This window comes from Bradyrhizobium sp. dw_411, assembly GCF_018449695.1.
Classification (GTDB): domain Bacteria; phylum Pseudomonadota; class Alphaproteobacteria; order Rhizobiales; family Xanthobacteraceae; genus Bradyrhizobium.
In genome coordinates this window covers 111,659-137,827 of sequence record NZ_JAAVUY010000010.1, presented here as the reverse complement: position 1 = coordinate 137,827, position 26,169 = coordinate 111,659, and the positions used below count along the sequence as shown (strand labels likewise).

Annotated in this window: 24 protein-coding genes and 1 tRNA gene; 4 read left to right on the top strand and 21 right to left on the bottom strand. The window is 60.4% G+C overall.

The window, feature by feature from the left end; all coding sequences use genetic code 11:
• The first annotated feature begins 7 nt into the window (after window positions 1-7).
• Complete coding sequence (locus tag HB676_RS18690) at window positions 8-1,018, top strand: dihydroorotate dehydrogenase-like protein (RefSeq protein ID WP_213739344.1); 1,011 nt, start codon at window positions 8-10, stop codon at window positions 1,016-1,018.
• Between the two features lie 42 nt (window positions 1,019-1,060).
• Here the strand turns inward: HB676_RS18690 and pstB are convergent, their stop codons facing one another.
• From pstB to HB676_RS18585, 21 genes are all read right to left on the bottom strand, one after another.
• Complete coding sequence (gene pstB, locus HB676_RS18685; protein ID WP_213739562.1) at window positions 1,061-1,852, bottom strand: phosphate ABC transporter ATP-binding protein PstB; 792 nt, start codon at window positions 1,850-1,852, stop codon at window positions 1,061-1,063.
• Between the two features lie 215 nt (window positions 1,853-2,067).
• Complete coding sequence (locus HB676_RS18680) at window positions 2,068-2,922, bottom strand: F0F1 ATP synthase subunit gamma (RefSeq protein ID WP_213739343.1); 855 nt, start codon at window positions 2,920-2,922, stop codon at window positions 2,068-2,070.
• On the bottom strand, window positions 2,919-4,469 hold the full coding sequence (locus HB676_RS18675; RefSeq protein WP_213739342.1) for a F0F1 ATP synthase subunit alpha: 1,551 nt from the start codon (window positions 4,467-4,469) through the stop codon (window positions 2,919-2,921). The genes HB676_RS18680 and HB676_RS18675 overlap by 4 nt, the downstream gene beginning before the upstream one ends.
• A complete protein-coding gene (locus tag HB676_RS18670; protein ID WP_213739341.1) occupies window positions 4,453-5,196 on the bottom strand; it encodes an ATP synthase F0 subunit B in 744 nt (247 codons plus the stop codon). The genes HB676_RS18675 and HB676_RS18670 overlap by 17 nt, the downstream gene beginning before the upstream one ends.
• 4 nt (window positions 5,197-5,200) lie before the next feature.
• Window positions 5,201-5,446 carry a F0F1 ATP synthase subunit C gene (locus tag HB676_RS18665; RefSeq protein ID WP_213739340.1) on the bottom strand — a complete coding sequence of 82 codons (246 nt, stop codon included), beginning with the start codon at window positions 5,444-5,446 and terminating at the stop codon, window positions 5,201-5,203.
• Window positions 5,443-6,141 (bottom strand): F0F1 ATP synthase subunit A, encoded by a 699-nt coding sequence (locus tag HB676_RS18660; protein WP_213739339.1) that lies wholly within the window; start codon window positions 6,139-6,141, stop codon window positions 5,443-5,445. The genes HB676_RS18665 and HB676_RS18660 overlap by 4 nt, the downstream gene beginning before the upstream one ends.
• Window positions 6,138-6,443: an ATP synthase subunit I gene (locus HB676_RS18655; RefSeq protein ID WP_213739338.1), complete on the bottom strand. Its 306-nt coding sequence runs from the start codon at window positions 6,441-6,443 to the stop codon at window positions 6,138-6,140. Before HB676_RS18655 ends, HB676_RS18660 begins: the two co-directional genes overlap by 4 nt.
• The gene (locus tag HB676_RS18650) at window positions 6,440-6,721 is read right to left on the bottom strand and encodes an AtpZ/AtpI family protein (protein WP_213739337.1); all 282 of its coding nucleotides are present in this window, start codon (window positions 6,719-6,721) and stop codon (window positions 6,440-6,442) included. Before HB676_RS18650 ends, HB676_RS18655 begins: the two co-directional genes overlap by 4 nt.
• Window positions 6,718-7,140, bottom strand: a complete 423-nt coding sequence (locus tag HB676_RS18645) for a F0F1 ATP synthase subunit epsilon (protein ID WP_213739336.1) — start codon at window positions 7,138-7,140, stop codon at window positions 6,718-6,720. The genes HB676_RS18650 and HB676_RS18645 overlap by 4 nt, the downstream gene beginning before the upstream one ends.
• Window positions 7,137-8,591: a F0F1 ATP synthase subunit beta gene (atpD, locus tag HB676_RS18640; protein ID WP_213739561.1), complete on the bottom strand. Its 1,455-nt coding sequence runs from the start codon at window positions 8,589-8,591 to the stop codon at window positions 7,137-7,139. The genes HB676_RS18645 and atpD overlap by 4 nt, the downstream gene beginning before the upstream one ends.
• A gap of 65 nt (window positions 8,592-8,656) precedes the next feature.
• A complete protein-coding gene (gene fabI / locus HB676_RS18635; RefSeq protein WP_213739335.1) occupies window positions 8,657-9,436 on the bottom strand; it encodes an enoyl-ACP reductase FabI in 780 nt (259 codons plus the stop codon).
• A 14-nt stretch (window positions 9,437-9,450) separates the two neighbouring features.
• A complete protein-coding gene (locus tag HB676_RS18630) occupies window positions 9,451-10,635 on the bottom strand; it encodes an acetate/propionate family kinase (RefSeq protein ID WP_213739334.1) in 1,185 nt (394 codons plus the stop codon).
• Complete coding sequence (locus HB676_RS18625) at window positions 10,632-12,044, bottom strand: bifunctional enoyl-CoA hydratase/phosphate acetyltransferase (RefSeq protein ID WP_213739333.1); 1,413 nt, start codon at window positions 12,042-12,044, stop codon at window positions 10,632-10,634. Before HB676_RS18625 ends, HB676_RS18630 begins: the two co-directional genes overlap by 4 nt.
• A 5-nt stretch (window positions 12,045-12,049) precedes the next feature.
• Complete coding sequence (locus HB676_RS18620) at window positions 12,050-13,813, bottom strand: alpha/beta fold hydrolase (RefSeq protein ID WP_213739332.1); 1,764 nt, start codon at window positions 13,811-13,813, stop codon at window positions 12,050-12,052.
• A gap of 268 nt (window positions 13,814-14,081) precedes the next feature.
• Complete coding sequence (locus tag HB676_RS18615) at window positions 14,082-15,206, bottom strand: ABC transporter permease (RefSeq protein WP_213739331.1); 1,125 nt, start codon at window positions 15,204-15,206, stop codon at window positions 14,082-14,084.
• Between the two features lie 4 nt (window positions 15,207-15,210).
• Window positions 15,211-17,946 carry a ribosome-associated ATPase/putative transporter RbbA gene (rbbA, locus tag HB676_RS18610; protein WP_213739330.1) on the bottom strand — a complete coding sequence of 912 codons (2,736 nt, stop codon included), beginning with the start codon at window positions 17,944-17,946 and terminating at the stop codon, window positions 15,211-15,213.
• Window positions 17,943-19,058 carry an efflux RND transporter periplasmic adaptor subunit gene (locus HB676_RS18605; protein ID WP_213739329.1) on the bottom strand — a complete coding sequence of 372 codons (1,116 nt, stop codon included), beginning with the start codon at window positions 19,056-19,058 and terminating at the stop codon, window positions 17,943-17,945. Before HB676_RS18605 ends, rbbA begins: the two co-directional genes overlap by 4 nt.
• 320 nt (window positions 19,059-19,378) lie before the next feature.
• Complete coding sequence (locus HB676_RS18600) at window positions 19,379-20,206, bottom strand: universal stress protein (protein ID WP_213739328.1); 828 nt, start codon at window positions 20,204-20,206, stop codon at window positions 19,379-19,381.
• Between the two features lie 477 nt (window positions 20,207-20,683).
• On the bottom strand, window positions 20,684-21,097 hold the full coding sequence (locus tag HB676_RS18595) for a sigma factor (RefSeq protein ID WP_249780322.1): 414 nt from the start codon (window positions 21,095-21,097) through the stop codon (window positions 20,684-20,686).
• A 354-nt stretch (window positions 21,098-21,451) separates the two neighbouring features.
• A tRNA-Arg gene (locus HB676_RS18590) sits at window positions 21,452-21,528 on the bottom strand.
• Window positions 21,529-21,701: 173 nt separating this feature from the next.
• Window positions 21,702-23,153, bottom strand: coding sequence for a HAMP domain-containing sensor histidine kinase (locus HB676_RS18585; RefSeq protein ID WP_249780341.1), 1,452 nt, complete (start codon window positions 23,151-23,153; stop codon window positions 21,702-21,704).
• 477 nt (window positions 23,154-23,630) lie between these two features.
• On the opposite strand from HB676_RS18585, the gene rpmH reads away from it, so the two are divergent.
• From rpmH to yidC, 3 genes are read left to right on the top strand one after another with little or no spacing between them, the layout of a single operon-like run.
• A complete protein-coding gene (gene rpmH, locus HB676_RS18580; protein WP_006609582.1) occupies window positions 23,631-23,765 on the top strand; it encodes a 50S ribosomal protein L34 in 135 nt (44 codons plus the stop codon).
• A 26-nt stretch (window positions 23,766-23,791) separates the two neighbouring features.
• Complete coding sequence (rnpA, locus tag HB676_RS18575; protein ID WP_213739326.1) at window positions 23,792-24,154, top strand: ribonuclease P protein component; 363 nt, start codon at window positions 23,792-23,794, stop codon at window positions 24,152-24,154.
• A gap of 17 nt (window positions 24,155-24,171) precedes the next feature.
• Complete coding sequence (gene yidC / locus HB676_RS18570; RefSeq protein WP_213739325.1) at window positions 24,172-26,034, top strand: membrane protein insertase YidC; 1,863 nt, start codon at window positions 24,172-24,174, stop codon at window positions 26,032-26,034.
• Window positions 26,035-26,169 lie beyond the last annotated feature (135 nt).

Here is a 26,169-nt window from a genome sequence, read left to right as displayed (position 1 = left end):
AGAGAACATGGATCTCGGCACGGACTATCTCGGCCTTGGGCTGCGTAACCCGATCATTGCGTCAGCTTCCCCGCTCACGGGAGACGTGGGTACAATTCGGCTGCTGGAAGATTCAGGCGCCGGAGCCGTCGTGCTTCCATCGCTCTTTGAAGAGCAGATTCGGCAAGAAGAGTTGCAGGCGGAGATGCTGACGAGTATCGGCGCGGAAAGCTCGCCGGAAGCAAGTTCCTATTTTCCCGCGGGTATCGCCTACAACGCGGGACCGCACGGCTACCTCGATCTCGTAGCCCGGGCCCGCGACGCCGTCGATATCCCCATCATCGCCAGCCTCAACGGAACCACCGAGGCAGGCTGGGTCGACTATGCTCGGCTCATTGAACAGGCTGGAGCCGCCGCGCTCGAGCTCAACATCTACCGGATCGCGTCCGATCCCTTTGTCACAGGTGCGCAGGCGGAGGCCGATTGTGTGGCGCTTGTCAAAGCCGTTCGCGCTCGGGTGGGTATTCCCCTGGCGGTCAAATTACACCCCTATTTTTCTGCTTTCGGCGCATTGGCAATCCAACTCGATCATGCCGGCGCAGACGGGCTGGTCCTGTTCAATCGCCTCTATCAGCCGGACATCGATCTCGTTCAATTGCGCTGGAGTAACGAAATCGCGCTGAGCGATGCCGACGAAATCCGGCTCGGTTTGCTCTGGATATCCCTGCTCTCCGAAAGGCTGCCGCACGCTTCGCTTGCCGGGAGTACGGGCGTGCGGACCGCGGATGAAGTCATCAAGTACCTGCTCGCGGGAGCCGACGCCGTAATGACCACTTCGGCTCTGCTTCGCAACGGGCCCGAACACATCCGGTCACTGCTTTCCGGCCTGGAGACTTGGCTGAAGGCCCGCGATCTTGCTTCCGTGGCCGCTATCAAGGGATTGATGCGTCCTCCTCTTGGAGCAAAGGCGGAGGCCCGGGAGCGCGGCAACTACGTTCAGAGCTTGATGAGCTACCGCGGCCCTCCTATACGCCGGTGACGCGCGCGTTGCGCCAATACTTAGCAGCGGCAAATAGCTCTATCAGCCGAACCGGCCTGCGATATAATTCTGGGTACTAGGCTGCTGCGGCGCGGAGAATATCTGCGCCGTTGGTCCCACCTCAATCACCTCACCGAGGTAAAAGAACGCCACCTGATCGGCGCATCGCGCGGCTTGCTCCATGTTGTGGGTCACGATAGCGATCGTTAAAGTCGGCTTCAACTCGGCGATCAGCTCCTCGATTTTTTGCGTACTGATCGGATCCAGCGCGCTGGTCGGCTCGTCCAGCAAGATCACCTCGGGCCGTCTCGCAAGCGCGCGTGCAATGCAGAGACGCTGCTGCTGGCCGATCGAAAGTTCTCCTGCCGGCTCGTCAAGACGATCTTTCACCTCGGTCCAGATCGCGGCTCGCGTCAGCGACTCCTCCACCCGTTCGTCGGCTCGGGCGCGAGACAGTTTTTCGTAGATCCTCGGCCCAAAAGCGATGTTGTCATAGATCGACATCGGAAACATCGTCGGCTCCTGGAAAACCATACCGACCCGGCTGCGAAGCAGGTTGAGGTCGATCGTTGGCCCGAGAATGTCCTGACCATCAAGTCGGACCTCGCCGGTCGCGCGTTGACCCGGATACAAATCATACATCCGGTTTAATACCCGCAGCAGTGTCGACTTGCCGCAACCGGATGGCCCCATCATCCCCGTCACTTGCTTCTCCGGTAAATTCAGCGTCACGCTTTTCAGCGCCTGAGTATCGCCGTAGTAGAAGTCAAGATTTTTGATGGACATCTTTTGCGTATTTAAGGGCTCGGCAGCCCTTAGCCGTGAGGCGCCCATACCAATGGACGTGGCGGCAGCCGATGTTTTTTCGATCAACGCGTCCATCACGATAGTTTCTGCTTCGTGGTGCGAAGCGCTGTACGAGTTGATCGGCTTCCGACGGCAACCTGCCCCAAAGATATTCGCGACGACAGGTTCGGAAATTACCTAGTGAATTTTTTGCCTGATCCGGACGTTTAAATTACGACCGGCAAGGTTCAATTCCAGCGGCGTCAGTTCTTGCCGGCTCGGCTCGCTGTCTCGCCGGCGGCAAGCTCAATGATTTCCGCCGTGATTTCCTCCTGCCGTACATGCCGCTGCGTTGCCTGCAGTTCGGAAAGCTGGCGCTCGATCTGGTTACGTGCCGCCGCCATGGCTTCCATACGCGCCTCGTTCTCCGCCGCGAAGGCATGGAGCGCTGCGTTGCAGAGCTGTGCATGCAGATAATCCGTCGCAAGCGCGCGCAGCAGAGCTTCCGGCGCCAGATTCACGATAGGTGCGTTGGTATCGGACGGGGGCGGAAACTGCGCTGCGTCGAAGGGAAACAGCCGGCGGCGCCGCACCTCTATCGCGTGGCCCGGCCGGCGTTCGCTGAAGACAGCATCGAGTTGCCCGATTTCGCCGCTGGCGATACGGGTGTAAAGCGCTTGCGCGATGGTGTCGGCGAGCCTTGGAATACCCAGCGAATGCGACGGCATGGGTGTTTTCCAACCAGCGGTGACGTTCCTTTCAGCAGCCGCTATGCCTCCGCGTGTACCGATCAGAAACAATTCGGATTTGGCGAGATCGGCGCCGACCACATCGAGCACGCGCTCGCTGAATGCGCCGGCAAATCCCTGCTCCGCGCAAAATAGCACGAGTGCGGGCCGCATCGGTTGACGGGCCGCGCCAAGGCGAGCGGTAGGAGCCAGCGCAAGCGCCCGTCCGATCGCGGCCGCAATCGTTGCGGCGTAGCTGTCGACGGCGGTCAACTGGCTGCGAGCCTGCTGGGCGCGAGCCGCCGCGATGCCGCGCATCGCGTTCACCACGGCCTTGAGCTGGCCGATGCCGTCAATACGCGCGTCGATGTCGGCGAGGCGCTCGGTCATGGCTGGCTGACCGTTTCCGGACGTGCGGCCGGAATGAAGCCCTGTGCATAGCGGCGCAGTATCTCGCCCAGCGCCTGCCTCCCGGCATCATCGAGCGTGCCGGACTCCTGGATCGTCCGAACGGCCCCGGGAGCACCGCGATCGATGGCCTCACTCAGGCCCTGCCGGAAGGCGCTTACCGCCGACAGCGGCAGTCGGTCCAACAAGCCGGACTGAACTGCCAAAACCAGCGCCACCTCATCGGCAAGCCGCACCGGCGCGTGCTGGGGCTGGTCGAGGATTGCGCGTATCCGGGCGCCCCGCGTCAACTGATCGCGCACGCGCGTATCCGGCATACCGCCGAATCGCGTGAACATTTCCAGTTCAAGAAACTGGGCATAGTCGAGGCGCAGCGTCTTGGCCGTCTCCCGCAAGGCATGGGCCTGGGTCTTGCCGCCGACCCGGCTGACGCTGGTACCGACATCCACGGCGGGCTTCTGCCCTTCATGAAACAACTTGGCATCGAGCACGATCTGGCCATCCGTGATCGAGATCAGGTTGGTCGGGATATAAGCGCTAAGATTTCCTGCGTCGGTTTCGGCAATCGGCAGTGCCGTCAGCGAGCCTCCACCCTTCTCCTTGGAGAGCTTCGCGGCGCGTTCCAGCAGCCGCGCATGCACGTAAAACACATCGCCCGGATAAGCTTCGCGTCCAGGCGACTGACGCGTCAGCAGCGCGATCTCACGATGGGTAGCGGCGTGCTTCGTCAGGTCGTCAACCACGACCAGCGCATGCTGGCCGCGGTCGCGGAAATATTCTGCCATCGTAAATCCGGCAAAGGGTGCAATCCATTGCAGGCCGGGAGAACTTGCAGATCCGGCAACGACGATGATGCAGCGCTCCAAGGCTCCGCTTTTCTGGATCGCATCGACGGCGCGGCGTACGCTTGAGCTCTTCTGGCCAACCGCGACGTAGACGCAAACGATATCGCTCGTCTTCTGATTGATAATCGTGTCGATCGCGATCGTCGTCTTGCCGACGGCACGATCGCCGATAATCAGTTCGCGCTGGCCGCGGCCGAGCGCGAACAGGGTATCGACGACCACGAGGCCGGTTTGAACTGGCTGGATCACGAGATCCCGATCGATAATCGCCGGAGCCGGGCGCTCGATAGGTTCCAATGTGTCGTTCGCTATTGGTCCCTTACCATCGAGCGGCCGGCCGAGCGGATCGACGACGCGGCCAAGCATCGTCGGCCCCACGGGAACGCGCACCACATCGCCGGTACCGCGCACCATGTCGCCGGCTTCGATCGCATCGACATCGTCCAATAGAACACAGCCGACCCGGTCGCGTTCGAGCACCTGGACGAAGCCGAACTGTCCTTTATCGAAGCGCAGCAACTCGTCGAGCCTGACATTGGGCAGCCCGGAGACGATCGCGATGCCGTCTCCGACCTCCTCGACCCGCCCGATCTGTTCGGCTCGCGGACCAAGCGCAGCGTTATCAAGCTTGGCGCGGGCCTGCACCAGCCATGCATCCGCCTGGGTTTCAAGCTCGATTGTCATGCGTAAGGCCTGAGAGGATTTTTGTGAGATCGGCACGCCAACTATTGCTCACGACGAAATGCGGCCCCTGCAGTTCCAGGCCGGCGATGAGCGTGCGATCCTCCTTGAAGACGATCTGCGGATGGGCACCAAGCGCCGCGCCGATTTGTTCGCGGTAGCGATCCTGGTCGGCAGGAACAAGCGCTGTCGCGCTCGTAGCCTCCAGCGTGACGCCCTCCGCGGCTGCAGCTTGTCGCGCCGGTGTCGGCAGAGCCCGGATTTCCTTAACAAGCCAATCCAGGAATGCAGCACGTACCGCCGGACCATCGAGACGCGCCGCAAGACGCTCGGCGATATCGATCGCAAGCCGGCTTGCACGCTCGGCCCAGGCTTTATCGATCGCCTGCTTTTCCTTGGCGATCGTCGCTTTCATTGCATCTTCCAGGGCTCGCGCCTCCTTTTCCGCCTCCGCCAGGCGCGTCGCGCGTTCCCGCTCCGCCGCTTCGTGGGCCTCCGCCAGGATCGTTTCGCGTTCTCGTGCCAAGCCGTCGCGCGTACGCTCGATCTCCGCGAGCGCGACCGTTGCCTCGCTGCGCTTTGCCTCGGCTTCGGCCACAATCCGCTGCGCCGTGGCGCGGCGCTGCTCGATCATCGCCGCGACCGGACGCCAGAAGAAGCGCCCAAGCAGCCAGATCAGAATCACGACGTTGACGGTCTGAATGCCAAGCGTCCACCAACTGATGGTCATGGCGTTATTTCAACAGCGGGTTGGCGAACAGCAACAGCAACGCGATCACCAGGCAATAGATGGCCATGGTCTCGATCATGGCGAGACCGACGAAGAGCGTGCGCGAGATGACATTCGCGGATTCCGGCTGGCGGGCGATGGCGTCCATGGCCGCGGCCACCGCGCGCCCTTCGCCAAGCGCCGGACCGATCGCACCGAACGAAACCGCAATAGCGGCTGATATAATGCTGGCGAAAGCTAACCAGTTCATGGGGGCATCCTTTGGCTGGGGGTATTCGGGATAGGTTTTGCTTCACCGATTGCACCGGCAATGAACACCATCGCGAGGATCGCGAAGATGTAGGCCTGCACCGCCCCGGTGAGCAGATCGAGCGCCATCAGCGGGATCGGCACCAAAAGGCCCGCAAGCGATAGAACGATCCCGATCACAAAGACGCCGCTCATCACGTTGCCGAACAGACGGACCAGCAGCGAGAATGTGCGCGTCAGGCTTTCGATGAAATTAAGCGGAATCATGATCGGGTTTGGCGAGGCAAACGTGGACAGATAACCGCGAATTCCGCTTGCACGAATGCCGAACCAGACCACAGCTATAAAGACCAGAAGCGCCAGCGCGGCGTCGGTTTCGATATGGGCCGTCGGCGGCTCGACACCTGGAATAAGCGAAGACCAGTTGGCGACAAAAATAAAGATGAACAATGTGCCGACGAAGGCGCGATAGGGAGCCGGCTCCAGCCGCATGGTATCGCGAATCTGCCCGTCCACGGTATCGACGATCAGCTCAAAGAACGCCTGGGTCTTCGACGGTACCAGTGACAGGTGACGACTAATGAGAATGCTGCCGATCACCAACACCGCCATGATGACCCAGGTGGCTACGACACCCGCGGTGATCGGTACCGGACCGAGATGGAAAAGCGCGACGCTTGCAAGCGGCGATGTCATGGTGTGATCTCCCGAATTCCGCGCATGACTACCGGGCGAGCGATGACGACGCCCAGCGCCATCAGGAGTAGCGGCAGTGCACCTTCCAGACTCGCCAGTGTCAGGATCATACCGAGAATGACGAAGCGGCCGATCATCACGGCGATCGTCGTCGACACGCGACCGCCCGTGGTAAAGCGGCGCGCGTTCCACCACAGGCTTCGAAAATAGAGCACGCCAACTACAATCCCGGCGGCGAGGTGCGCTACGAGGCTAAGGAGCGTCGCCCAGTTCGGCAGGTTATTCAAAGCAAGAGATGTCATTCGCTCTCCATCCATTTCCAGGCCGACCAGCAGCCGAGTGCCAGTCCGACCATCAGGAGCGGCGCCGTGCAGAAAAGTCCTGAGTTGAAGGTTCGGTCTAGCCAACGGCCGGCAAAGACGCCGATCAGCATCGGTACGACGATTATCCAACCGAGCACGCCGATCTGGGCGAGGCGTCGCGCCACCGAAGGATCGCCCTCACGCAGCCAGCGTGTGTGACGTTCGCCGCGCTGCCGGGCTGCCTTTACCAGTGGATCGCGTTCGTCCGGTGCGGTCATGCGAAACTACCTCCGCCGGCCCGCGTGCCCGATCCGAGATGGCTGACGATCTGACGAATGGCGTTGAGTTGAAGGCGGGTGCTCTCGACACGCTCGGTCCGCTCCGCCTCGATATCGACGCGAAAACGACCGAGGATCGTTTGATCAAGGGCCGCGAGGTCGTCGCCCGTAACAGCCTCGCGCGTGGCAATGGCGATATTCCGCCCAGCATCAACGGAGAGGACGCCGCCGCGCACCGCACAGTAATGCTGCGTCTCATTTCCGCTCCGCCAGCTTACGATGGAGACAGCCAGGCTGGTGAGGAAGTCCGCGTGCCGAGGCAATATCCCGAAGCTGCCGGTGGCATCTTCAGCACGCAACGCAAGGATACCGTCTTCATCGACGACCACCGAGAGCGGCGTGGTAATCCGCAATCTCATGAGGATGGTTCCTTCTTGATGGCCGCAGCCTCCTTCTGGCGCGCCTCGTCCAGGTTTCCGATCATGTAGAGCGAACTTTCCGCCCATTCGTCCGCCGCACCGTCGAGAATGGCTTTGCAGCCGGCGAGCGTGTCGGCGCGACTGACGCTGCGTCCGGGCGTGCCGGTGAAGGCTTCCGTCACGACGAAGGGCTGACTGAGGAAACGCTGGAGCCGACGTGCCCGCTTGACGATCAGCCGGTCACTCGCGCCAAGCTCTTCCACGCCGAGGAGCGCGATGATGTCCTGCAAATCCTTGAAACGCGCGAGCGCCTCACGGGCGCGCTCGGCGATCCGATAGTGCTCCTCGCCTACCACCAGCGGATCAAGCAGAACCGACGATGAGGCGAGCGGGTCGATCGCCGGGTAGAAACCGCTGGCCGCCAGCGTCCGCGACAGCATGATGATGCTGTCCATGTGACTTGAGATCGCCGTCACCGCCGGATCGGTAAAGTCATCGGCAGGGACGTAAACGGCCTGGATGGCCGTAACAGCGGCGCCGGCCACCGATGCGATGCGCTCCTGCAGCAAGGCGACTTCGGTCGCAAGCGTCGGCTGATAGCCGACGCGAGACGGCAAGCGACCGAGCAGGCTCGAAAGCTCGCTCCCGGCCTGAACAAAGCGGAACACGTTGTCCATCAGCAACAACACGTTCTGATGCTTCTGGTCCCGGAAGTATTCGGCGATTGTCAGCGCGGTGAGCGGCACCCGCCAGCGGGCGCCGGGCGGCTCGTTCATTTGGCCGTACACGAGCACGGTACGCGCGAGCACGCCCGAACCCTGCATATCCGTCAGAAGTTCATGACCTTCGCGGGAGCGCTCCCCTACGCCGGCAAAGACCGAGATGCCTTTGTATTTTTCAACCATGGCATGGATCAACTCCATGACCAGCACGGTCTTGCCGACGCCGGCGCCGCCAAACATCGCCGCTTTGCCGCCCTGAGCGAGCGGCGCGAGAAGGTCGATAACCTTGATGCCGGTTTCGAACACTTCTGTCGCCGAGGTCTCGTCTTCGAGTGCAGGCGGCGAGTTGTGGATGCCGCGCCGCGGGGTATCGGATGGCAACGCAGGCCCGCGATCCCGGATGGTGCCGACAACGTCAAGGAGACGGCCAAGAACCCCCTCCCCGACCGGAACGGATATGGGTGCCATTGTCGCTTGCACCTGCGTGCCGCGGGCAAGTCCTCCGGTTGCCTGGAGCGCAATACCACGGACGGTTACGGGATCGACATGGCTGTGGACTTCGAGGACTAGCGGTTCGGTTCGATCCCATTCGACAACCAGAGCGGTGTTGATCGGCGGAAGTAATTTATCCACGAATCTGACGTCAACGACGGCCCCTCGAACCGATACGACGACACCGACAGACACGACCGGATTGGCGGCTTGCCCGATCGGCGCAGCGATATTCATGGCGGCATGGACGTCGCCGGCCGGTTGCGCGCTTGAATCGCCTGCAAACACTTTGAGGTCCGGTTTCATGCGACTAAATGCTGCCCGCCATCGACGGGGATGATGGTGCCGGTGATGTGGCGCGCCCCGTCGCTGACGAGGAACGCAGCGAGCGCACCGACATCGTCGATATCGACCAAATGATGCTCCGGCGCAGTGGCCGCTGTGGCATCGAGCAGTTCATCGAATCGCTCGATTCCGCTGGCGGCTCGGGTACGGATCGGCCCGGGCGAGATCGCGTGCGCGCGGATTCCCTTGGGACCCAGTTCGGCCGCGGTATAGCGGACCGCGCTTTCCAGCGCCGCCTTCACCGGACCCATCAGGTTGTAATGCGCAACCACCCGCTCCGAGCCGTAAAAGGTCACAGTCAGCAGACAACCGCCGGCTTTCATCAAGGGTTCAGCCAGCCGTGCCATGCTCAGAAATGAGTGGCACGACACATCCATCGCCATGGCAAATCCCGCCGCACTGCAGTCTACCACCCGGCCGTGCAGATCGTCGGCGGGCGCGAAAGCGATCGCATGCAGCAGAAAGTCCAACTGACCCCACTCAGTCCGGATTCGATCGAAGGCGGCCTCCAATTGACCGGGGATGCGCACATCGCAGGGCAGCAGCAGCTTGCAGCCAAGGGGCTCGGTGACAGCGCTAACATACGGCCGCGCCTTGTCGTTCAAATAGGTTGCAGCGAGTTCGGCACCGGCAGCAACGAAGGCACGCGCACAACCGGCGGCAATGCTGGCGTCGTTCGCGATGCCGATGATGAGGCCGCGCTTACCTTGCAGGCTGGTCGTTATAGAGGGCTTCATGGCGTTAAATCCCGTTAAGCAATGGCTCCATTGATCGTTGCCTGCGTGTGGCGCGCGATCATGAGTTCCTCGTCCGTGGCGATGACATGGACTTCGACCTTGCTGTCCGGCGTGCCGATGCGATCCGCATTCGCGGCGTTGGCGGCATCGTCAATGCGCAGACCGAGCCAACTCAGGCGGGCGCATACCGCAGCGCGAATCTGGGGGGCGTGCTCACCGATGCCGGCCGTGAAGACCAGTCCGTCGAGGCCGCCCAGCGCGCTGATCATCGCGCCTGCCTCAAGCGCGATACGGTAGGTGAACAGTTCGATGGCGTCGCGCGCATGCGGATCGTCGCTGGCGAGCAGGACTCGGACATCACCGCTGATGCCCGACACGCCCAAAAGACCGGAGCGCCGATACAGCAAGTCTTCGACATCTGCGAAGCTGTATCCCTGCTGACCAAGATAGAGGATCACACCGGGATCCAGGCTGCCGCAGCGCGTCGCCATGACCAATCCGTCCAGCGCGCTGAAGCCGGTGGTCGTGGCGATGCTGCTGCCCTCGTTCATTGCGCACAAGCTGGCGCCGGAACCGAGATGCGCCGCGATCACTCGTCCGTGCGCCAAAGCGGGCGACTGTTTCTTCAGACAGGATGAAATGTACTCGTAGGACAGGCCGTGGAATCCATAACGGCGCACGCCTTTTGCCTCCAGGGCGCGTGGCAGCGCGAACCGTGCGGCCACCGGCGGCATGGTATGGTGGAAGGCGGTATCGAAACATGCGACCTGAGCGAGCCGCGGCCGGGCAGCGGTAACCGCACGCATCGGGGCAAGGTTGTCCGGCATATGCAACGGGTCGAGCGGCGTCAGCGTCTCCAGCAGCGCCACAAGCGCGGGGGTGATCATTTCGGGCGCAATATGATCGGCCCCGCCATGCACGACGCGGTGACCGACGGCCACCAGCCCATCGCGACCGAGATGGCTGTCGGTAAAGCTCAACAGGCTATCAAGGGCGACGGCAAACGGATGCCCGGTGCCTGCCGACCAGCGGTGCTCTGCGATGACAGCGCCGGCGGCATCGCGGGCAAGCAAATGGGGTGCCGCGTCGAGGTTCTCGATCTCGCCACGTACCGTGGCTGTCAGTTCGGCGGTGTTGTCGAACAACGCGAACTTCAAGCTGGATGAGCCGCCGTTAATGGTGAGAATAGATCCGGTCATGCTGAAACCGCCACGACGCTCCGGGCCATCAAGACTGCCAGTGCGCAGGACGCTAAGCGGGCGCCCGCGCTGTCGGCGCGGCTGGTCAGGATGATGGGTACCCGGGCACCCAACACGATTCCGGCGGCCTCGGCACCGGCGAGGAAGGAGAGCTGCTTTGCGAGCATGTTGCCGGCTTCCAAATCTGGAACCACCAGAATATCCGCGCGACCGGCGACTGGAGAGACAATGCCCTTCTCCGTGGCGGCAGCGACGTTGATCGCATTGTCGAATGCAAGCGGGCCGTCCAGTAAGCCACCCGTGATCTGGCCGCGGTCGGCCATCTTACACAGCGCCGCGGCGTCGATGGTGGAGCGCATCTTGCTGCTAACGGTTTCCACCGCGGCAAGAATAGCCACGCACGGTTGCACGATGCCCAGCATGTGAGCCAAGTCGATCGCATTTTGGACGATGCTGACCTTTTCCTGCAATGTCGGCGCGATATTGATGGCGGCGTCCGTTATCAGCAAGAGACGGGAATAATCCGGCACGTCCATCAAATAGACGTGACTTATCCGACGAGCGGTGCGCAGCCCGGTCTCGGGAGCGACAACGGCGTGCATGAGTTCTTCCGTATGCAGGTCGCCCTTCATCAGCAGCGCGACTTCTCCCTTGCGCGCAAGCGCGACCGCCTGCTCCGCGGCGGCACAGCCGTCCGCTGCACCGATCAGGCGGAGCGTAGAAATGTCCGCCTTGATCGATTGGGCTACCGCCTGGATGCGTGCCGCCGGCCCGATCAGGACCGGCACGATCAGCCCCGCCGCTGCCGCGTCTACGGCCGCCTGCAGTGACGCGGCATCGACCGGATACACCACCGCCGTCTTTACTGGCGTGCCACTGGCGGCGCGATCGAGAATGGCACGCATACCATCGTGACGGCCGACGCGCACATAGGGCAGCGAAACCCGCGGGCGGCGGACCTTTACGGTCGGCGCGCGTGTATAGGCGGTACCTGTGATCACCGTCTCGCCGCGCTGGTTGGTACAAACGCAGTCGAACGTGACGTCGCTCTTTGCCGGCTTCTTCTCGCGCACGGTCACCTTCGCCGTCATGGTGTCGCCGATGCTCACGGGATGGAGAAAGCGCAACTCCTGGCCGAGATAAATCGTTCCCGGTCCTGGCAGCCTGGTGCCGAGCACAGCAGAAATCAGGCCGGCCCCCCACATCCCATGGATGATGATGTGGTGAAACATATCCGTTTCAGCATAAACCGGATCGACGTGTGCCGGGTTCACGTCTCCAGTCGCGACCGCGAACAGGTCGATGTCGCGCTGAGTGACGGTGTGCGACAGGCTGGCCGTCTCACCGACGATCATTTCGTCGAAGGTGCGGTTCTCGATAAAGAAATCGTCCACGGTTCCGTCCTGCATCGATTTTATCTTTCGCGTACGTAAGTGCCGGGGGCTTCGCAGAGAGGCACGGAGCCAGGTGCTCCCATCGGCGGTGGACCGACTTGGTTGCTCGAATGCCGATCGAGCCATGCGCTCCATTCCAGCCACCACGATCCGTCCTGCGGAGCCGTCTCGCGTTGCCATTCCTCCGGCCCAAGGGTACGGGCGCCTGAATCGCGAACGCGAATGCGGAAATGGCGGTGCGGATGACCGGGTTCGCTGACGATACCGGCGTTATGGCCTCCAGAAGTCAGCACGAAAGTGAGTTCGCCATCGTTCAGCAGGTGCAGCTTGAACACCGAATGCCAGGGCGCGATATGGTCGCGCTCGGTACCCACGACGAACATCGGCAGCTTGATATCGCCCAGCGCGAGCGGACGCCCCGCAACCTGGAAACGACCCTCCGCCAGATCATTGTCAAGAAACAGGCTTTTCAGATATTCGATGTGCATACGCGCCGGCAGACGGGTGCCATCGGCATTCCAGGACATCATGTCGTTCGGCACATCGCGCTCACCTAGCAAATAGCCGCGGATCGCATGTGACCAGATGAGATCGTTTGATTGCACCATCTGGAATGCGCCACCCATTTGAGCGCTGTCCAGAAATCCCTGGGATTGCATAATGTCGTTGAGAAAATCGAGCTGATCTTCGGTGATGAATAGCTGCAATTCACCAGCCTCGGTGAAGTCGGTCTGGGCGGCGAACAGCGACAGGCTCGCGAGCCGGGCATCGTTGTCGCGCGCCATCGTGGCGGCCGCGATGCTCAGCAACGTGCCGCCGAGACAATAGCCGGTGGCGTGGATCTTCGCATGGCCGCAGACCGCCTGTACCGCATCGAGTGCGGCCATGACGCCCAGCGTACGATAATCATCCAGCGACGTATCGCGCATGTCGGCGGACGGATTGCGCCAGGAGATCGCGAACACCGTGCGCCCCTGCGCGACCAGCCAGCGGATCAGCGAATTGCCCGGCGACAGGTCCAGGATATAATATTTCATGATCCAGGCGGGCACGATCAATACAGGCTCGGCGCCTACCGTGGCCGTCGTTGGCGCATATTGAATCAATTCGATCAATGCATTGCGGAAGACGACTTTGCCGGGCGTGGCCGCAAGGTCCTTCCCGACGATGAAACGGTCAGCGGGCGCGCTGCCGTTTGCCACGGCCTGATCGTGCAGCAAGTTCTGCATTCCGGCTGTGAAATTGGCGCCGCCTGTGGCGCGGGTGACTTCCATCACCTCGGGATTAAGCCAGGGAACATTGGACGGAGACATGAGATCGAGCCATTGCCGCACGTTGAAAGCGACGATGCGTGTATTAGGCCGGCCAACGCCGCTCGGACTTTGCACGACGCTGTCCCACCATTCCTCGCCGAGCAGCACCGCCTGTGTCAGAAAATTATAGGGATAATGCTGCCACGCCGGCGCCACGAACCGACGATCATCCGGCTTCGGCATGATCGCCGCTTCAGCTCCCATCGCCGTGCGCGCCAGCCGCGACCACTGCTCGAATGCAGTGCCTGCCAGCGCCGCGGTCTGAAATGGCGAGTTGGTTGCGTGGACGGCCCAATCAAGTAAAGCAAGCCCGACCGTGCTGGGCGAACGCCCGCCGGTGTATCGGCTCTGCCAGACGTGCAGCATCCGATCGAGCTTTTCCGGCATGCTGATGGTCTGTTTCCCGGTCTCCGGCAAATCAGGACTTCTCGAAATCAACCGTTCAGGGACCGGCAAAGGCGTTTGGGGCATGACGTCCTTCTGAATGTTGCTCGTGAGATCGGGTGAGCCGGTCTTGCTCGTGTCCGGCAAACTTTACGGGCCCGATCAACAACCTGGACACCTCCTTTTGCGAGATATCCGTAGAATTCCTCTCACGCCGTGCGGAAGCATCAGCGCGGCTCAATGGCTGTCCGTTCGGCAATTGCAGCAACGAGATAGGACGATACGCCCTGCCGATACGGCGCAGATAGGTTCGGAAACTACTTAGCTCCCGGACGCTGCGCGACATTGATATGGATCAGGTCGATTGCGCGGCAACCGAACGAAAACGCAAAATAGCGAAGCCAAAAAACAACCCTCCGACCCCGGCGACCGCCAGGAATTGCGGCCAGACCACGTCGAGACCCGCGCCGCGGTAAAGGATCGACTGTGCAAACAACACGAAATGGGTCGACGGCGATGCTTCCATCACGGTCGCCAGCCACGACGGCATGCTTTCCAGGGGCGTATTGCTGCCGGAAAGCATATTCATCGGCAGGTAAACCAGCATGAACAGCAATCCCAACTGCGGCATCGACCGCGCCAAAGTTCCCAGAAAAATGCCGATCGCGGTGGCGAAAAACAGATAGATCACGACGCCGACCATGAAAAGCGGGATTGAGCCCGCGATCGGTATCGCCAGCATCCAACGGATAACGAGGTAGAGCGACAATCCAACAGCAACCGTAATCACCAATCCATTGGCCCAGACCTTGGACATCGCGATCTCGAACGGCGCCAACGGCATGACCAGGAGGTGATCCATGGTGCCATGTTCGCGCTCCCGGATGATCGCGGCTCCGGCGAGAATAATGGCCAGCATGGTTACATTGTTGATGATCCCCATCACGGTCGTGAACCACGCCGTTGTGACGTTCGGATTGAACGCGATCCGAACGTCGAGGTTGACGGACGATAACTTTACGCCCTCCGAATGCGAGAGAAAGTCCGCTACTTCGGTGGTGATGATCTGCTGAGCGTAGCCGGATCCGAGGCCGGCCTGCACCATTGCGGTCGCATCGACATCGATCTGGATCGCCGGATGGCGCCTCGCAAGCACATATTGTTCGAAGTCGGGAGGAATATCGATGACGAAGGTATACTTTCCCTTGTTCATCAGGGAAACGACATCCTTCTCGACGATTTGCTGTGGCAATTGAAAGTAAGGCGGCAGGAATGCATGGGCTATGCGGCGCGAGAGTTCAGAATTGTCCTCGTCGACGAATGCGATCGAGGCGTTATGCAGCTCCTGGGAATTGCTCCGCGCCTGCATGACGACCGCCAACGAAAACGCATAGACCACAAATCCCAAAAGTACGAAATCGTGCAGGAAACTCCGCAGCTCCTTGATTCCGAGCCAGAATATGTTTTCAGCCTTGCGCACCGGCCTAGCGCTCCTGTTTTCGCAACATGAGCACGCTGAGCAGCGCCAGCACGGGCACGAACACGGCCAAAGCCACGAGGTCGGTCCACAGATCGGCGAATCCGAGACCTTTGGTGAATGCGCCCACGCTGATCGGGACGAAGTAGGTCATCGGGAATGCGCGCCCCATGATCTGTGCTCCCGGGGCGAGTGAGGATACCGGCGTCATCATGCCCGCGAATTGCGTCGCCGGCAGAACCGTCAGAATGGCGGTTCCGAACAGAGCCGCGATCTGCGTGCTGGTGAATATGGATATCAGCATGCCATATGCCGTCATCGCGGTGACGTAGATCAGGACTCCGACCAGAAGAATCGGGAAACTTCCCTTCAGAGGAACGTGAAAAACGAACAACGCCATCAGCAACATCAATGAAAAGTTCGCCATCGCGACGGCGACATAGGGCAACTGCTTGCCCAGCAGAAATTCGATCCGGGTGACCGGCGTCACGTAAAGATTTGTGATCGATCCGAGTTCTTTTTCCCGGACGATGGCAAGCGCCATCAGAATTGCCGGAAACAGGCCGAGCAGCAACGCGATGTTCGAAGGAACCATGGCGTAGATGCTGTCGAAATCCTGATTGTATTTGAACCTTACTTCGATGTTGGAGGGAGGCGGTGCGGCAAGCGCCGTCGTATAGATGGTGGGGTCCGCGAGGTATAGTTGGTGCATGCCCTGGAGGTAGCCGCGGATGGTCTCCGCGCGAAACGGCATGGCGCCGTCGACGAGCGCACTCACCCAAGCAGGACGTCCGCGTTTGATGTCGAGACCGAAGTTCGGAGGAATTTCAATCGCCGCCTTGATATCTCCGCTCTTGAGGCGGCTGAGGAGTTCCGCTTCGTTGGCGATCACCGGCTTTTCGATGAAGTAAGCGGAGCCTCTAAGCTCCTCGAGATAAGCGCGGCTCTCGGGAGTCTGATCCTGATCCAACACCGCGAAGGAAAGATTGTTGACATCGGTCGAGACCCCGAAGCCGAACACCAGCATCAGCAGGGTAGTTCCGAACAGGCTGAAGCCGAGACGTATCGGGTCACGCAACAATTCGAGGGCTTCACGGATTGTATAGGCGAGCAGGCGCTGCAGGCTGAATAACGGGTGCTGAGGCGTTGGGGACGCCGTCTCGTCAGCCTTGTTCGGCGATGCTGGAGCGGGTGCGGTGGCGCGTTGCCGGGTCGCGTCCTCGAGATAGCTTATGAACGCGTCTTCGAGCGTCGCGACGCCGCGGGCCTTGACCAGGCCCGCCGGGGTATCCGTGGCCAGGACATGCCCGGAATCCATCAGCGAGATCCGGTCGCAGCGCTCCGCCTCGTTCATGAAGTGCGTGGAAATGAAAATAGTTACTTCCTGGTTGCGTGACAGATTGATCAGGATTTCCCAAAACCGGTCTCGCGCCAGTGGATCGACTCCCGAAGTCGGCTCGTCGAGAATCAGAATCTCGGGCTCGTGGACGATAGCGACAGCCAAGGATACCCGCTGTCGAATCCCCAGCGGCAGATCGAGGGTCCGCTGATCGAAATATTCCTTTAAGCCAAAACTATCAACCAACTCAGCGATCCGGGCTTTGGCCCTTTGAGCTGGTATATGGAACAGGTGGGCATGAAGCTCGAGATTCTGCTGCACGGTAAGTTCGGTGTAGAGCGAGAACGACTGCGACATGTAGCCGACCCGGTAACGCGAACTCATGTCCGAGGAGTCAAGCGGCTTGCTGAACAGCAATGCCTCGCCTTCGCTGGGAGGCAGCAAGCCGGTCAACATTTTCATGGTGGTCGACTTGCCGCAGCCATTTGAACCGACAAATCCGAATATCTCGCCTCGCTCGATCGTGAAATTGACCTTGTCGACCGCGGTGAACTCGCCGAAACGGCAGGTCAGATCGCGCGCAACGATGACGGGGTCGGCACTGATGATGCGACGCGGCGGGATTTGTAATGCCTTGTGACCACGTCGCGCCTGTTCCGGAAGCAACGCGATGAAGGCGTCCTCCAGGGATGAGGCGCTGGTCTGGGTTTTCAGGTCGGTTGGGGTCCCCGTGCCAAGGACCTTTCCGGCGTTCATGGCCACAAGCCAGTTGAACTCCTCTGCTTCGTCCATATAGGCGGTCGCAACCAGTACGCTCATGCCATTGCGGCGCGCGCGAATCTGGTCGATCAGTTCCCAGAACCTGCGGCGCGACAGCGGGTCGACGCCAGTGGTCGGCTCGTCAAGGATCAGCACATCGGGGTCGTGGATCAGACAGCAGCAAAGTCCCAGCTTCTGACGCATGCCGCCGGACAATTTCTTCGCCATCCTGTCGGAAAACGGCGCAAGGCCGGTGCTCCATAGGAGTTCGGAGATCATCGCGTCGCGCTTGGCGCGGGATTGTCCAAACAAGCGGCCGAAGAACTCGATGTTCTCCCTGACGCTGAGGTCTGCGTAAAGATTTTTGCCCAATCCCTGCGGCATATAGGCAATGCGCGGGCAGATTTCCGCCCGATGCCGCGGGTCCGCCATATCGTTGTCAAGAACGATGACCCGTCCGGACTGGATTTGCCGCGCTCCCGCGATTATGCTCAGCAGCGACGATTTTCCGACACCGTCGGGCCCAATCAATCCGACCATGCAGCCGGCCGGCAGATCGATCGTCACGTCGTCGAGGGCGACCATCTTGCCATATCGCTGCGTGACATTCTCGATGTGGGCGACCGAGCTTTCGCGAGCGGTCATGGAGTGGCGCTTCCTTGCAACCGCGCCGGCCACGCCGTCGCGGAATCAAGCAGCAAATACGTCTCGCCAGGCAGCCCGCTTCTCACCTTGTCGGCGTGGACGCGCAGACGCTCGGGATCGATTTTCGCCCGGATGCGAAACATCAGGATATCGCGTTCGCTTTGTGTCTCTACCGTCTTCGGTGTGAACTGCGCCTGGGTGGCGACGAACGACACTTTTGCCGGTATGGCAAGCTTGGGAATGGCATCGAGCACGATGCGGGCGTCAGATCCGATCTTGACCTTGCCGGCGGTATCCGTCGGCAAATAGACGTCCATGTAGACATAACTGATATCGAGCATGGTGAAGACCTTGCCGCCGGAAGGCAGCACTTCACCTATATTGGCGATGCGATACTGAATGCGCCCATCCGTCGGAGCGATCAGCGTATTGTCGGCAATGTTGACCTCGTTGAGTTCGACGTCATGCGTGCTGGCTTCCATCGCGTGCTTGGATTCTGCCGCCCTATCCTTTGCGGCCTTTAACGCCGCATTGGTAGCGTTCAGCGTCTCCTGCCGTTGGTCTACAACTTCCTGCGTCTGCGCACCCTTTTGCACAAGGGCACTGGCCCGATCAAACTCCTGTTGGGCCAATAAAAGCAGGCTGGTTTGCTGAACGACATTCGCCTCGGCCTCGTCGATCGCCTTCTTGGCCTGCGAGACCGCGGCCTGGGACTTCTTGAGCGATGCCGAGAGATCCTTGGTGTCCATCCGCGCCACGACCTGGCCTGTTTTGACCATATCGCCGGCGTCGGCGAGAATCTCGGAAATGCGCCCGGCGAACTTGGTGTCGATATCGATCTCTTGCGCCTCGATCCGGCCGTTACCGAAGGCAATTCCTGGCGGCAATTGAGGCTGCGAGTGCAACCACCAATAAGCTCCGCCGCCAGCGCCACCGATCACGACCGCCAGAGGCAGCGCAACTTTAAGCCAGTGCCGGCTGACCCGTTTGCCTGCTGAAGGCACGGTCTGCAGATCGCGGCCCTGAGTAATCGGAACGAGATCATGCTTCTTCGTCGGCGGAGGATTGGCTCCTTCAGACACTCTCGAGGCTGAACTGATCTCTTCGTCCATTTGGTCTCCGGTCTTTGAAACGCAGGCTCTTTTAGTACCTGTATCGACCGCGGCTCCCCATGCATCAATGTGAGGCGGTTGTCTGAATTGGCCGAAGAAACGGTCTTCGACATCGTTGCAACTGCAATTCGTCGATTTTTCGTTTCGGAGTTTATGCTGTTTCAATGCAACGATGACGCCGCGCAGCGTTTCCCCAACAGACAATGAACCTCCGGCATCTCGCCGCTAGGTTCGGAAACTACTCAGACAGTAAACTTTGATGAAGGTCAGATCGTTGGCCGCCAACTTGTGGCTATTGACGTACTTATGCATTCCCTTGATCAATGAGACAGCAGCGAAAAATTCTTCCCGCTCAAGAGAAGATCGCGGGTCATACCGCCGAGCACCCATTCACGCACGCGGCTATGCCCATAAGCGCCGGCAACGACCATATTGGCCCCCTGTTCCTGAGCGATGGCATGCAGCAGACTTGCATCGTCACCGGTTGATGGCGAAGCATGAGAATCGGCAACGACGCCATGCCATTTGAGCCAGCCGACGACATCCTCGACGCGCGTACGTGCCGCAGCTATGTCCTCTTCAGCGCAAATCTCAACGACCGCTACGTGAGCTGCCCTTTTCAGCAACGGCAATGCATCGAAGAGCGCCCGTCGCGTCTCGCGCGTGTCCTTCCACCCAATAACAACCCGTTCCAGCTTCAATTCGTCTGCAGCTTCGGGAACGACGAGAACAGGTCGACCCACCTGCATCACAAGATCACCGATATTCACGAACCGCGCTGCGTCCAATCTGGCGCCGAAACCAGGACCGGTAACGACAAGGTCAGCACTGCGCGCCTCGCGCGCGATGTATTCTGTGAGCGCACCAAACGTTACCGCCGATCGCCATTCGATATTTTTTATACGAGCCTGCAGCACCTTTCGGAATTCCGCTTCGGCTACCTTGATCTCTTTTTCCAATAGGTTTCGGTCTTGCTCGATCAGGTCTGCCGGAACGTAGCCCTCACTATAGTCGAACTGCATGGGTCTGCATGCCGCGATACCGATCACTCGGGCATCGAAGCGTTCTGCGAGGTCACCTGCGATCTTCAGTAGGCCAGCGTTCGTACGACCGGGTTCCAAATGGACCATCAATGTCTTATAAGTCACGATATCCGTCCTCTAAGCTGAAGTTTGCTAAACGTTTATCGCCGGTTTGGCCCAGATGCTCAGGCTCCATGCCCGTGAGATAACCCCGTCGAATACCGCGTTGCTGGTGCTTAATGGTTGCTTGTGGAGCGTCAGCGACCGACGAATTGACACTACATCCCAATGATACTGCGAGGTAGGATCGGAAACTACTCAGCGCCCGCGCCATACACCGTCTACGACGTTATCGCCGTGGCCTCACCGTCGCCGCCATAAGTCTGCGCAAGTGTTGATGTTGCATGGAGGATCGTGGGCATTTGGCGGCTGCCGGCCTCTTTCGACAGTAAGAAGCAACAAGTTGCGGGCGTCGGGACTCTGGGAGACGGCAAGTTACAGGCTCTAACGAAACAATCGAACTCTCGACCACCTATAGAAGCCTGCCTTGCGAATGAGAGAGCGAGCAGCTGCTATAAGTCTTCGGCGTCCGTTTTGGTGCGATCAATTGTCGACGCGATGTCTCGCTACACCGACGAGCCATTGCTCGAAGGAACGAGACGGATCGTATGTCTGCCGGACCGAGTGCAAGGTCAGCAATATTTCCTGCAATATATCCTCACCATCAGAGCCGCCCTTAGACCAATGCGCCGTCAGCGACCTTAGATATGGAGTTATTTCCTCAAGCAGGAAGCGATAGGCGGCCGAGTCGCCGTTTTGCGCGCGGACCATGAGGACGGTCCTGTCGGTCGTACGGCTGAGATCGGAAAAGATGTCCTTGAGATCTTCGGTGCAGATGTATGCGAACTTTTGAACCAATGGCTTCGGCTTTAATGCTCCTTCGCAATCTTTTGCTGCTTGCTTCATGCCATTGCTGGTGCGCCGCAGGCGAGCCAACCCTTTCAGGAACACCTCCATGTCGCCGCTCCTCACGCACGGAAGACAATTGATGGTTGCGTGCTGGGACTTTTTGACGAGATAATTGGACGATAATCTTGGACACGCCCGTCAGGCAATTAACTGAGACCAATCGATGCGGCCGCTCGATTCTTACGGTTACTGTCGCAGGTTTGCGACGTACATCTGCTGCCTTCTCTCCGGCTCGCAGCCAGACAATCGAAGGCGGCTCGAATGCATGCCTCTAGCGAAAGCTGTGCATGAGCGCGAGATGCGCGCTATTTCGGTTGACCTTGGGGTAATCGAAACAACATCCGCTTACGGTAACAATTCGGTAACGGCGAAAATGTTTAACCCGCTGAAACAATTGATAAATGGCGCGCCCGAAGAGATTCGAACTCCTGACCCCCAGATTCGTAGTCTGGTGCTCTATCCAGCTGAGCTACGGGCGCGTTTTTCGCTGGCATTTTGGGGCGCAGGGCCCGCCGATGCCGCATGCGATCGGGACACATTTCGAAAGGTCGCGAAAGCGCGCCATAGCTACCGGCTCCAGCCCGGCTTGGCAAGGTCCCCGACCGCAGGATTGAGAGGGCAATTTAAAGCAGTTTGGGTGGGAGACCGGGTTTTACGCCCGTGCCCGCTCGTTGCGGATGCTGAGCAATTCCACCGGGCGGTCCGGTATCACGATCCGGAAGGTGGCGCCGATGGTGCCTTCGACCAGATGGATATCGCCGCCATGGGCGCGGACCAGTTCGGCCGCGATCGCCAGCCCGAGCCCGCTGCCGCCAGGCCGGCCCGAGGTCTGGAATGCCTCGAACAGGTGGTCGCGGGCCCGTGTCGGCACGCCGGGACCGGTGTCGGACACCTCGACGATCGCGACCGCGCCCTCGCGGCGGCCGGTGATGCGGATCTGCATGGTCGCCGCATCGCTGCGGGTGCGGCCTTCCAGCGCCTGCGCCGCGTTGCGCACCAGATTGAGCAGCACGCGAAACAATTGATCCGGATCGGCGTCGATGGTCAGTCCGCGTTCGATCGCGCTGATCCAGGTGATCGACGCATCGGCAGCGAGGCCCGCGGATTCGCGCACCTCGGTCACCACCGGCTCGATCAGCATCATCCGGCGATCCGGCGAAGCTTCCTGCGCGCGGCCATAGGACAAGGTCGACTGGCAGAACGCGATGGCGCGCTCGAGCGAGCGCATCAGCTTCGGCGCAAAGCGCTGCACCCGCGGATCGGGCACGCTGGAAAGCTGGTCCGACAGCAATTGCGAGGACGCCAAGAGATTGCGCAGATCATGGTTGATCTTCGATACCGCCAACCCCAGGGCCGCAAGCCGGCTCTTCTGATGCAGCATCGACACCAGGTCGCGCTGCATGTCGGACAATTCGCGTTCGGCGACGCCGATCTCGTCGCCGCGATGCGACGGCACGATGATCCGCGCCGAGCTTTCCGGATTTTCGTGAAAATCGACCAGACTCGCCGTCAGCCTCCGCATCGGGCGCACGAACAGGAAATGCAGCGCAAGATACACCAGCGCAGCGGTGAGAATCGCGATGATCAGCGACACCACCAGAAGATTGCTGGAAAACCGGTACATCGCCAGACGCAACGGCGCCTCGTCGATCACGACCTCGATGAACTGCCCGCCGCCCGGCGTCGGCCCGATGACGCGGATCGCCTGATTGCCGCTTTCCAGCATGATCTCAAAGGAATCGATGATCGCCGACCATACCGTCAGCGAGCGCATGTCGACATCATGGGCGATGCCTTGCGGCAGATCGGTGCTGGCGAGAAGCCGGCGCTGCTGGCCCATCTTGATGGCCACCGCCCGCGCGCCGATGCTGTGGAGTATCTGCCGCGCCAGCGATTCCGGCACCAACCCGGAGGGCGCGGCATCCAGCACAAGCGCGGCGGTATTGGCCGCCGCCAGCCGATCGTTGAGCCGGTTCATGCGGAAGTTTGCGATCGCTGGCACGTAAATCAGGATTTCCGCGATCATGACCAGCGGAATGGTCAGCAGCAACAGCTTGCCGGACAAGCCAAGCCGGCGCGACAGCCTTGGCCGCGGCCTTTCCATGGTCGGCTGTTCGTCGGTTACTGACACCATAACTACCTTGGGAATCGTGCCTTTCGACAATGCGTTGTGCACTGCACCCGGTCAAATGACAGTTTATAATGGATAGGCTGCCATTTTCCGGGATTGACACGCGGGAACCCGAGAATTGCTCGAATTCGCCAAAATCACCCCAAACCGGCAAAAAACCGGCATGGATGGCGTGCCATGATCCTCGAACCTAAACACCGCGATTATTGATTTATTCGTCCCAATTGCGCCGTTTCAAAGGACCCTGATTAGAGGGCGCGGCAGCGTTGACGAAAACAGGTCGCTCCCGTATAAGCCGCGCCAACTGTCCGCGATGACCCGGTTGACCGGGGCGGCTCGATTTGGGCCGGAAACGGCCCTGATTTGGGCCTGCCAGCATCGGCGGACTTACCTCAATATCAGGCAAGTTGTCAGTTTGACCGGCAACAAATTGTCAGCGGAGAACGACCCGTGAAGCGGACTTATCAACCCAGCAAACTGGTGCGCAAGCGCCGTCACGGCTTCCGTGCCCGTCTCGCCACGACCGGTGGCCGCAAGGTTCTGGCTGCGCGCCGCGCGCGGGGCCGCAAGCGTCTGAGCGCCTGAACCGGGCCTCCCGGAGAGATCTCATCATGGATCGGCTAAGGCAGCGGGCGGACTTCCTCGCTGTTGCCGATGGCGCACGGATCAATGCTGCCGCCTTCGTGGTGCAAAGCCGTCGTCGCGACGATGATGGTCCGATCCGGGTAGGGTTTACCGTTACCAAAAAGCACGGCACCGCGACCGAGCGGAACCGCATCCGGCGCAGGCTTCGCGAACTGGTGAAGCGGATCGACGCCGTATCCATGCGACCGCACAGCGATTATGTGCTAGTCGGCCGTCGTGCGGCCCTGAACCGCGACTTTTCGACCATGCTCGACGATCTCCGCTCGGCGCTCCATCGCCTCGAACGGCAGCCTTTGAAAGCGCGTGACGCCGTCCGCGCCCCCGAATGAATGACGAGACCTGAACGATGACCGACAATCGCAACACCATCCTCGCCGTCATTCTGTCCGGCCTCGTGCTGCTCGGCTGGCAATATTTCTACAACGTCCCGCAGATGGAAAAGCAGCGCGCCTTGCAGCAGGCGCAGAGCGAGTTGATCAAGCCGACGCCCGATGCCGGCGCCACGGCCACGCCGCAAAATGGCACCGCACCGGCCCCCTCGGCCAACGCACCGGCGGCCAATCAACCCGCCTCGACCGCGATCGTCAGCCGCGATGCCGCCATTGCCGCCAGTCCGCGCGTCAAGATCGAGACCCCGCGCCTCACCGGCAGCATTTCGCTGAAGGGCGGGCGCATCGACGATCTCTCGCTGGTGCAGTTCCGCGAAACCGTCGATCCGGCGTCGCCCGCGATCATCCTGTATTCGCCCTCAGGCACCGCGGAGCCTTATTATGCTGAATTCGGCTGGGTCGCGACCAACAACTCGGGGGTCAAGGCGCCCGACCAGAATACGCTATGGCAGCAGGAAGGCACCAATAGCCTCGCGCCGAATAGCCCGGTCACGCTGAAATACGACAATGGCGACGGCCTGACGTTCCGCCGCACCATCGCGATCGACGATCGTTATCTCTTCACCATTCGCGACGACGTCACCAATGTCGGCAATGCGCCGGTCACGCTCTATCCGTTCGCGCTGATCTCGCGGCACGGCACCCCGAAGGTCTCAGGCTATTACATCCTGCACGAAGGCCTGATCGGCTATCTCGGCGACCAGGGCCTGCAGGAATATCCCTACAAGAAGATCGACGACGCCAAGAATGTCAGCTTCAAGGTCACCAATGGCTGGCTCGGCATCACCGACAAATACTGGGCGTCGGCGCTATTGCCCGACACCACCGCACAGTTGCAGGCGCGGATGTCGTCGAATCTCGTCGGCACCGTACGGACCTACCAGACCGACTATCTGCAGGACGCGCAGACCATCGCGATCGGCGGCACCGGCAGCGCCAATGCGCGGCTGTTCGCCGGCGCCAAGGAAGCCAGTGTCGTCGGCATCAATTTTCCGATCGGCGGTCTCGGCGGCTACAACCGGCAGCTTGATCTCAACCATTTCGACCTGTTGATCGACTGGGGCTGGTTCTACTTCATCACCAAGCCGATGTTCCTGGCGCTGGACTTCTTCTATCATCTGGTCGGCAATTTCGGCATCGCCATCCTGCTGGTGACGGTGCTGGTGAAGCTGTTGTTCTTCCCGCTCGCCAACAAATCCTACGCGTCGATGGCCAAGATGAAATCGGTGCAGCCGCAACTGGCCGCGCTGAAGGAGCGCTATCCCGACGACAAGATGAAGCAGCAGCAGGAGATGATGGAGATCTACAAGAAGGAGAAGATCAACCCGATCGCCGGTTGTCTTCCCGTCGCCTTGCAGATTCCGGTGTTCTTCTCGCTCTACAAGGTGCTGTTCGTCACCATCGAAATGCGCCACGCGCCGTTCTATGGCTGGATCAAGGATCTGTCGTCGCCGGATCCGACCAATCTGTTCAACCTGTTCGGGCTGTTCTCCTTCGATCCCACGCAACTGCCGCTGTTCGGACACTACCTCGCGCTCGGGGTGTGGCCGATCATCATGGGCATCACGATGTGGTTCCAGTTCAAGCTCAACCCGACCCCGCCGGATCCGACCCAGAAGATGATCTTCAGCTGGATGCCGGTGATCTTCACCTTCATGCTCGCGGGCTTCCCGGCGGGTCTGGTGATCTACTGGGCGTGGAACAACCTGCTTTCGGTGCTGCAGCAGGGCTTCATCATGCATCGTAACGGCGTGAAGGTCGAACTGTTCGACAATCTCAAGACCACCTTTGCCTCGAAGAAGGCCGAGTCGAAGACGTGACACCAACCCTCATCCTGAGGAACGCGCCTCGAAGGATGAGCTACGGGCAGATTTCTCCTCGTCATTGCGAGGAGCGAAGCGACGAAGCAATCCATTCTTTCTTTGTGGCAGCATGGATTGCTTCGCTTCGCTCGC

Excerpts from the sequence above, each read along its gene's own strand:
- HB676_RS18690 (WP_213739344.1), top strand. The coding sequence starts at position 8 with ATGGATCTCGGCACGGACTATCTCGGCCTTGGGCTGCGTAACCCGATC.
- pstB (WP_213739562.1), bottom strand. The coding sequence starts at position 1,852 with ATGGGCGCCTCACGGCTAAGGGCTGCCGAGCCCTTAAATACGCAAAAG.
- HB676_RS18680 (WP_213739343.1), bottom strand. The coding sequence starts at position 2,922 with ATGACCGAGCGCCTCGCCGACATCGACGCGCGTATTGACGGCATCGGC.
- HB676_RS18675 (WP_213739342.1), bottom strand. The coding sequence starts at position 4,469 with ATGACAATCGAGCTTGAAACCCAGGCGGATGCATGGCTGGTGCAGGCC.
- HB676_RS18670 (WP_213739341.1), bottom strand. The coding sequence starts at position 5,196 with ATGACCATCAGTTGGTGGACGCTTGGCATTCAGACCGTCAACGTCGTG.
- HB676_RS18665 (WP_213739340.1), bottom strand. The coding sequence starts at position 5,446 with ATGAACTGGTTAGCTTTCGCCAGCATTATATCAGCCGCTATTGCGGTT.
- HB676_RS18660 (WP_213739339.1), bottom strand. The coding sequence starts at position 6,141 with ATGACATCGCCGCTTGCAAGCGTCGCGCTTTTCCATCTCGGTCCGGTA.
- HB676_RS18655 (WP_213739338.1), bottom strand. The coding sequence starts at position 6,443 with ATGACATCTCTTGCTTTGAATAACCTGCCGAACTGGGCGACGCTCCTT.
- HB676_RS18650 (WP_213739337.1), bottom strand. The coding sequence starts at position 6,721 with ATGACCGCACCGGACGAACGCGATCCACTGGTAAAGGCAGCCCGGCAG.
- HB676_RS18645 (WP_213739336.1), bottom strand. The coding sequence starts at position 7,140 with ATGAGATTGCGGATTACCACGCCGCTCTCGGTGGTCGTCGATGAAGAC.
- atpD (WP_213739561.1), bottom strand. The coding sequence starts at position 8,591 with ATGAATATCGCTGCGCCGATCGGGCAAGCCGCCAATCCGGTCGTGTCT.
- fabI (WP_213739335.1), bottom strand. The coding sequence starts at position 9,436 with ATGAAGCCCTCTATAACGACCAGCCTGCAAGGTAAGCGCGGCCTCATC.
- HB676_RS18630 (WP_213739334.1), bottom strand. The coding sequence starts at position 10,635 with ATGACCGGATCTATTCTCACCATTAACGGCGGCTCATCCAGCTTGAAG.
- HB676_RS18625 (WP_213739333.1), bottom strand. The coding sequence starts at position 12,044 with ATGCAGGACGGAACCGTGGACGATTTCTTTATCGAGAACCGCACCTTC.
- HB676_RS18620 (WP_213739332.1), bottom strand. The coding sequence starts at position 13,813 with ATGCCCCAAACGCCTTTGCCGGTCCCTGAACGGTTGATTTCGAGAAGT.
- rbbA (WP_213739330.1), bottom strand. The coding sequence starts at position 17,946 with ATGACCGCTCGCGAAAGCTCGGTCGCCCACATCGAGAATGTCACGCAG.
- HB676_RS18605 (WP_213739329.1), bottom strand. The coding sequence starts at position 19,058 with ATGGACGAAGAGATCAGTTCAGCCTCGAGAGTGTCTGAAGGAGCCAAT.
- HB676_RS18595 (WP_249780322.1), bottom strand. The coding sequence starts at position 21,097 with ATGGAGGTGTTCCTGAAAGGGTTGGCTCGCCTGCGGCGCACCAGCAAT.
- HB676_RS18585 (WP_249780341.1), bottom strand. The coding sequence starts at position 23,153 with ATGGAAAGGCCGCGGCCAAGGCTGTCGCGCCGGCTTGGCTTGTCCGGC.
- rnpA (WP_213739326.1), top strand. The coding sequence starts at position 23,792 with ATGGATCGGCTAAGGCAGCGGGCGGACTTCCTCGCTGTTGCCGATGGC.
- yidC (WP_213739325.1), top strand. The coding sequence starts at position 24,172 with ATGACCGACAATCGCAACACCATCCTCGCCGTCATTCTGTCCGGCCTC.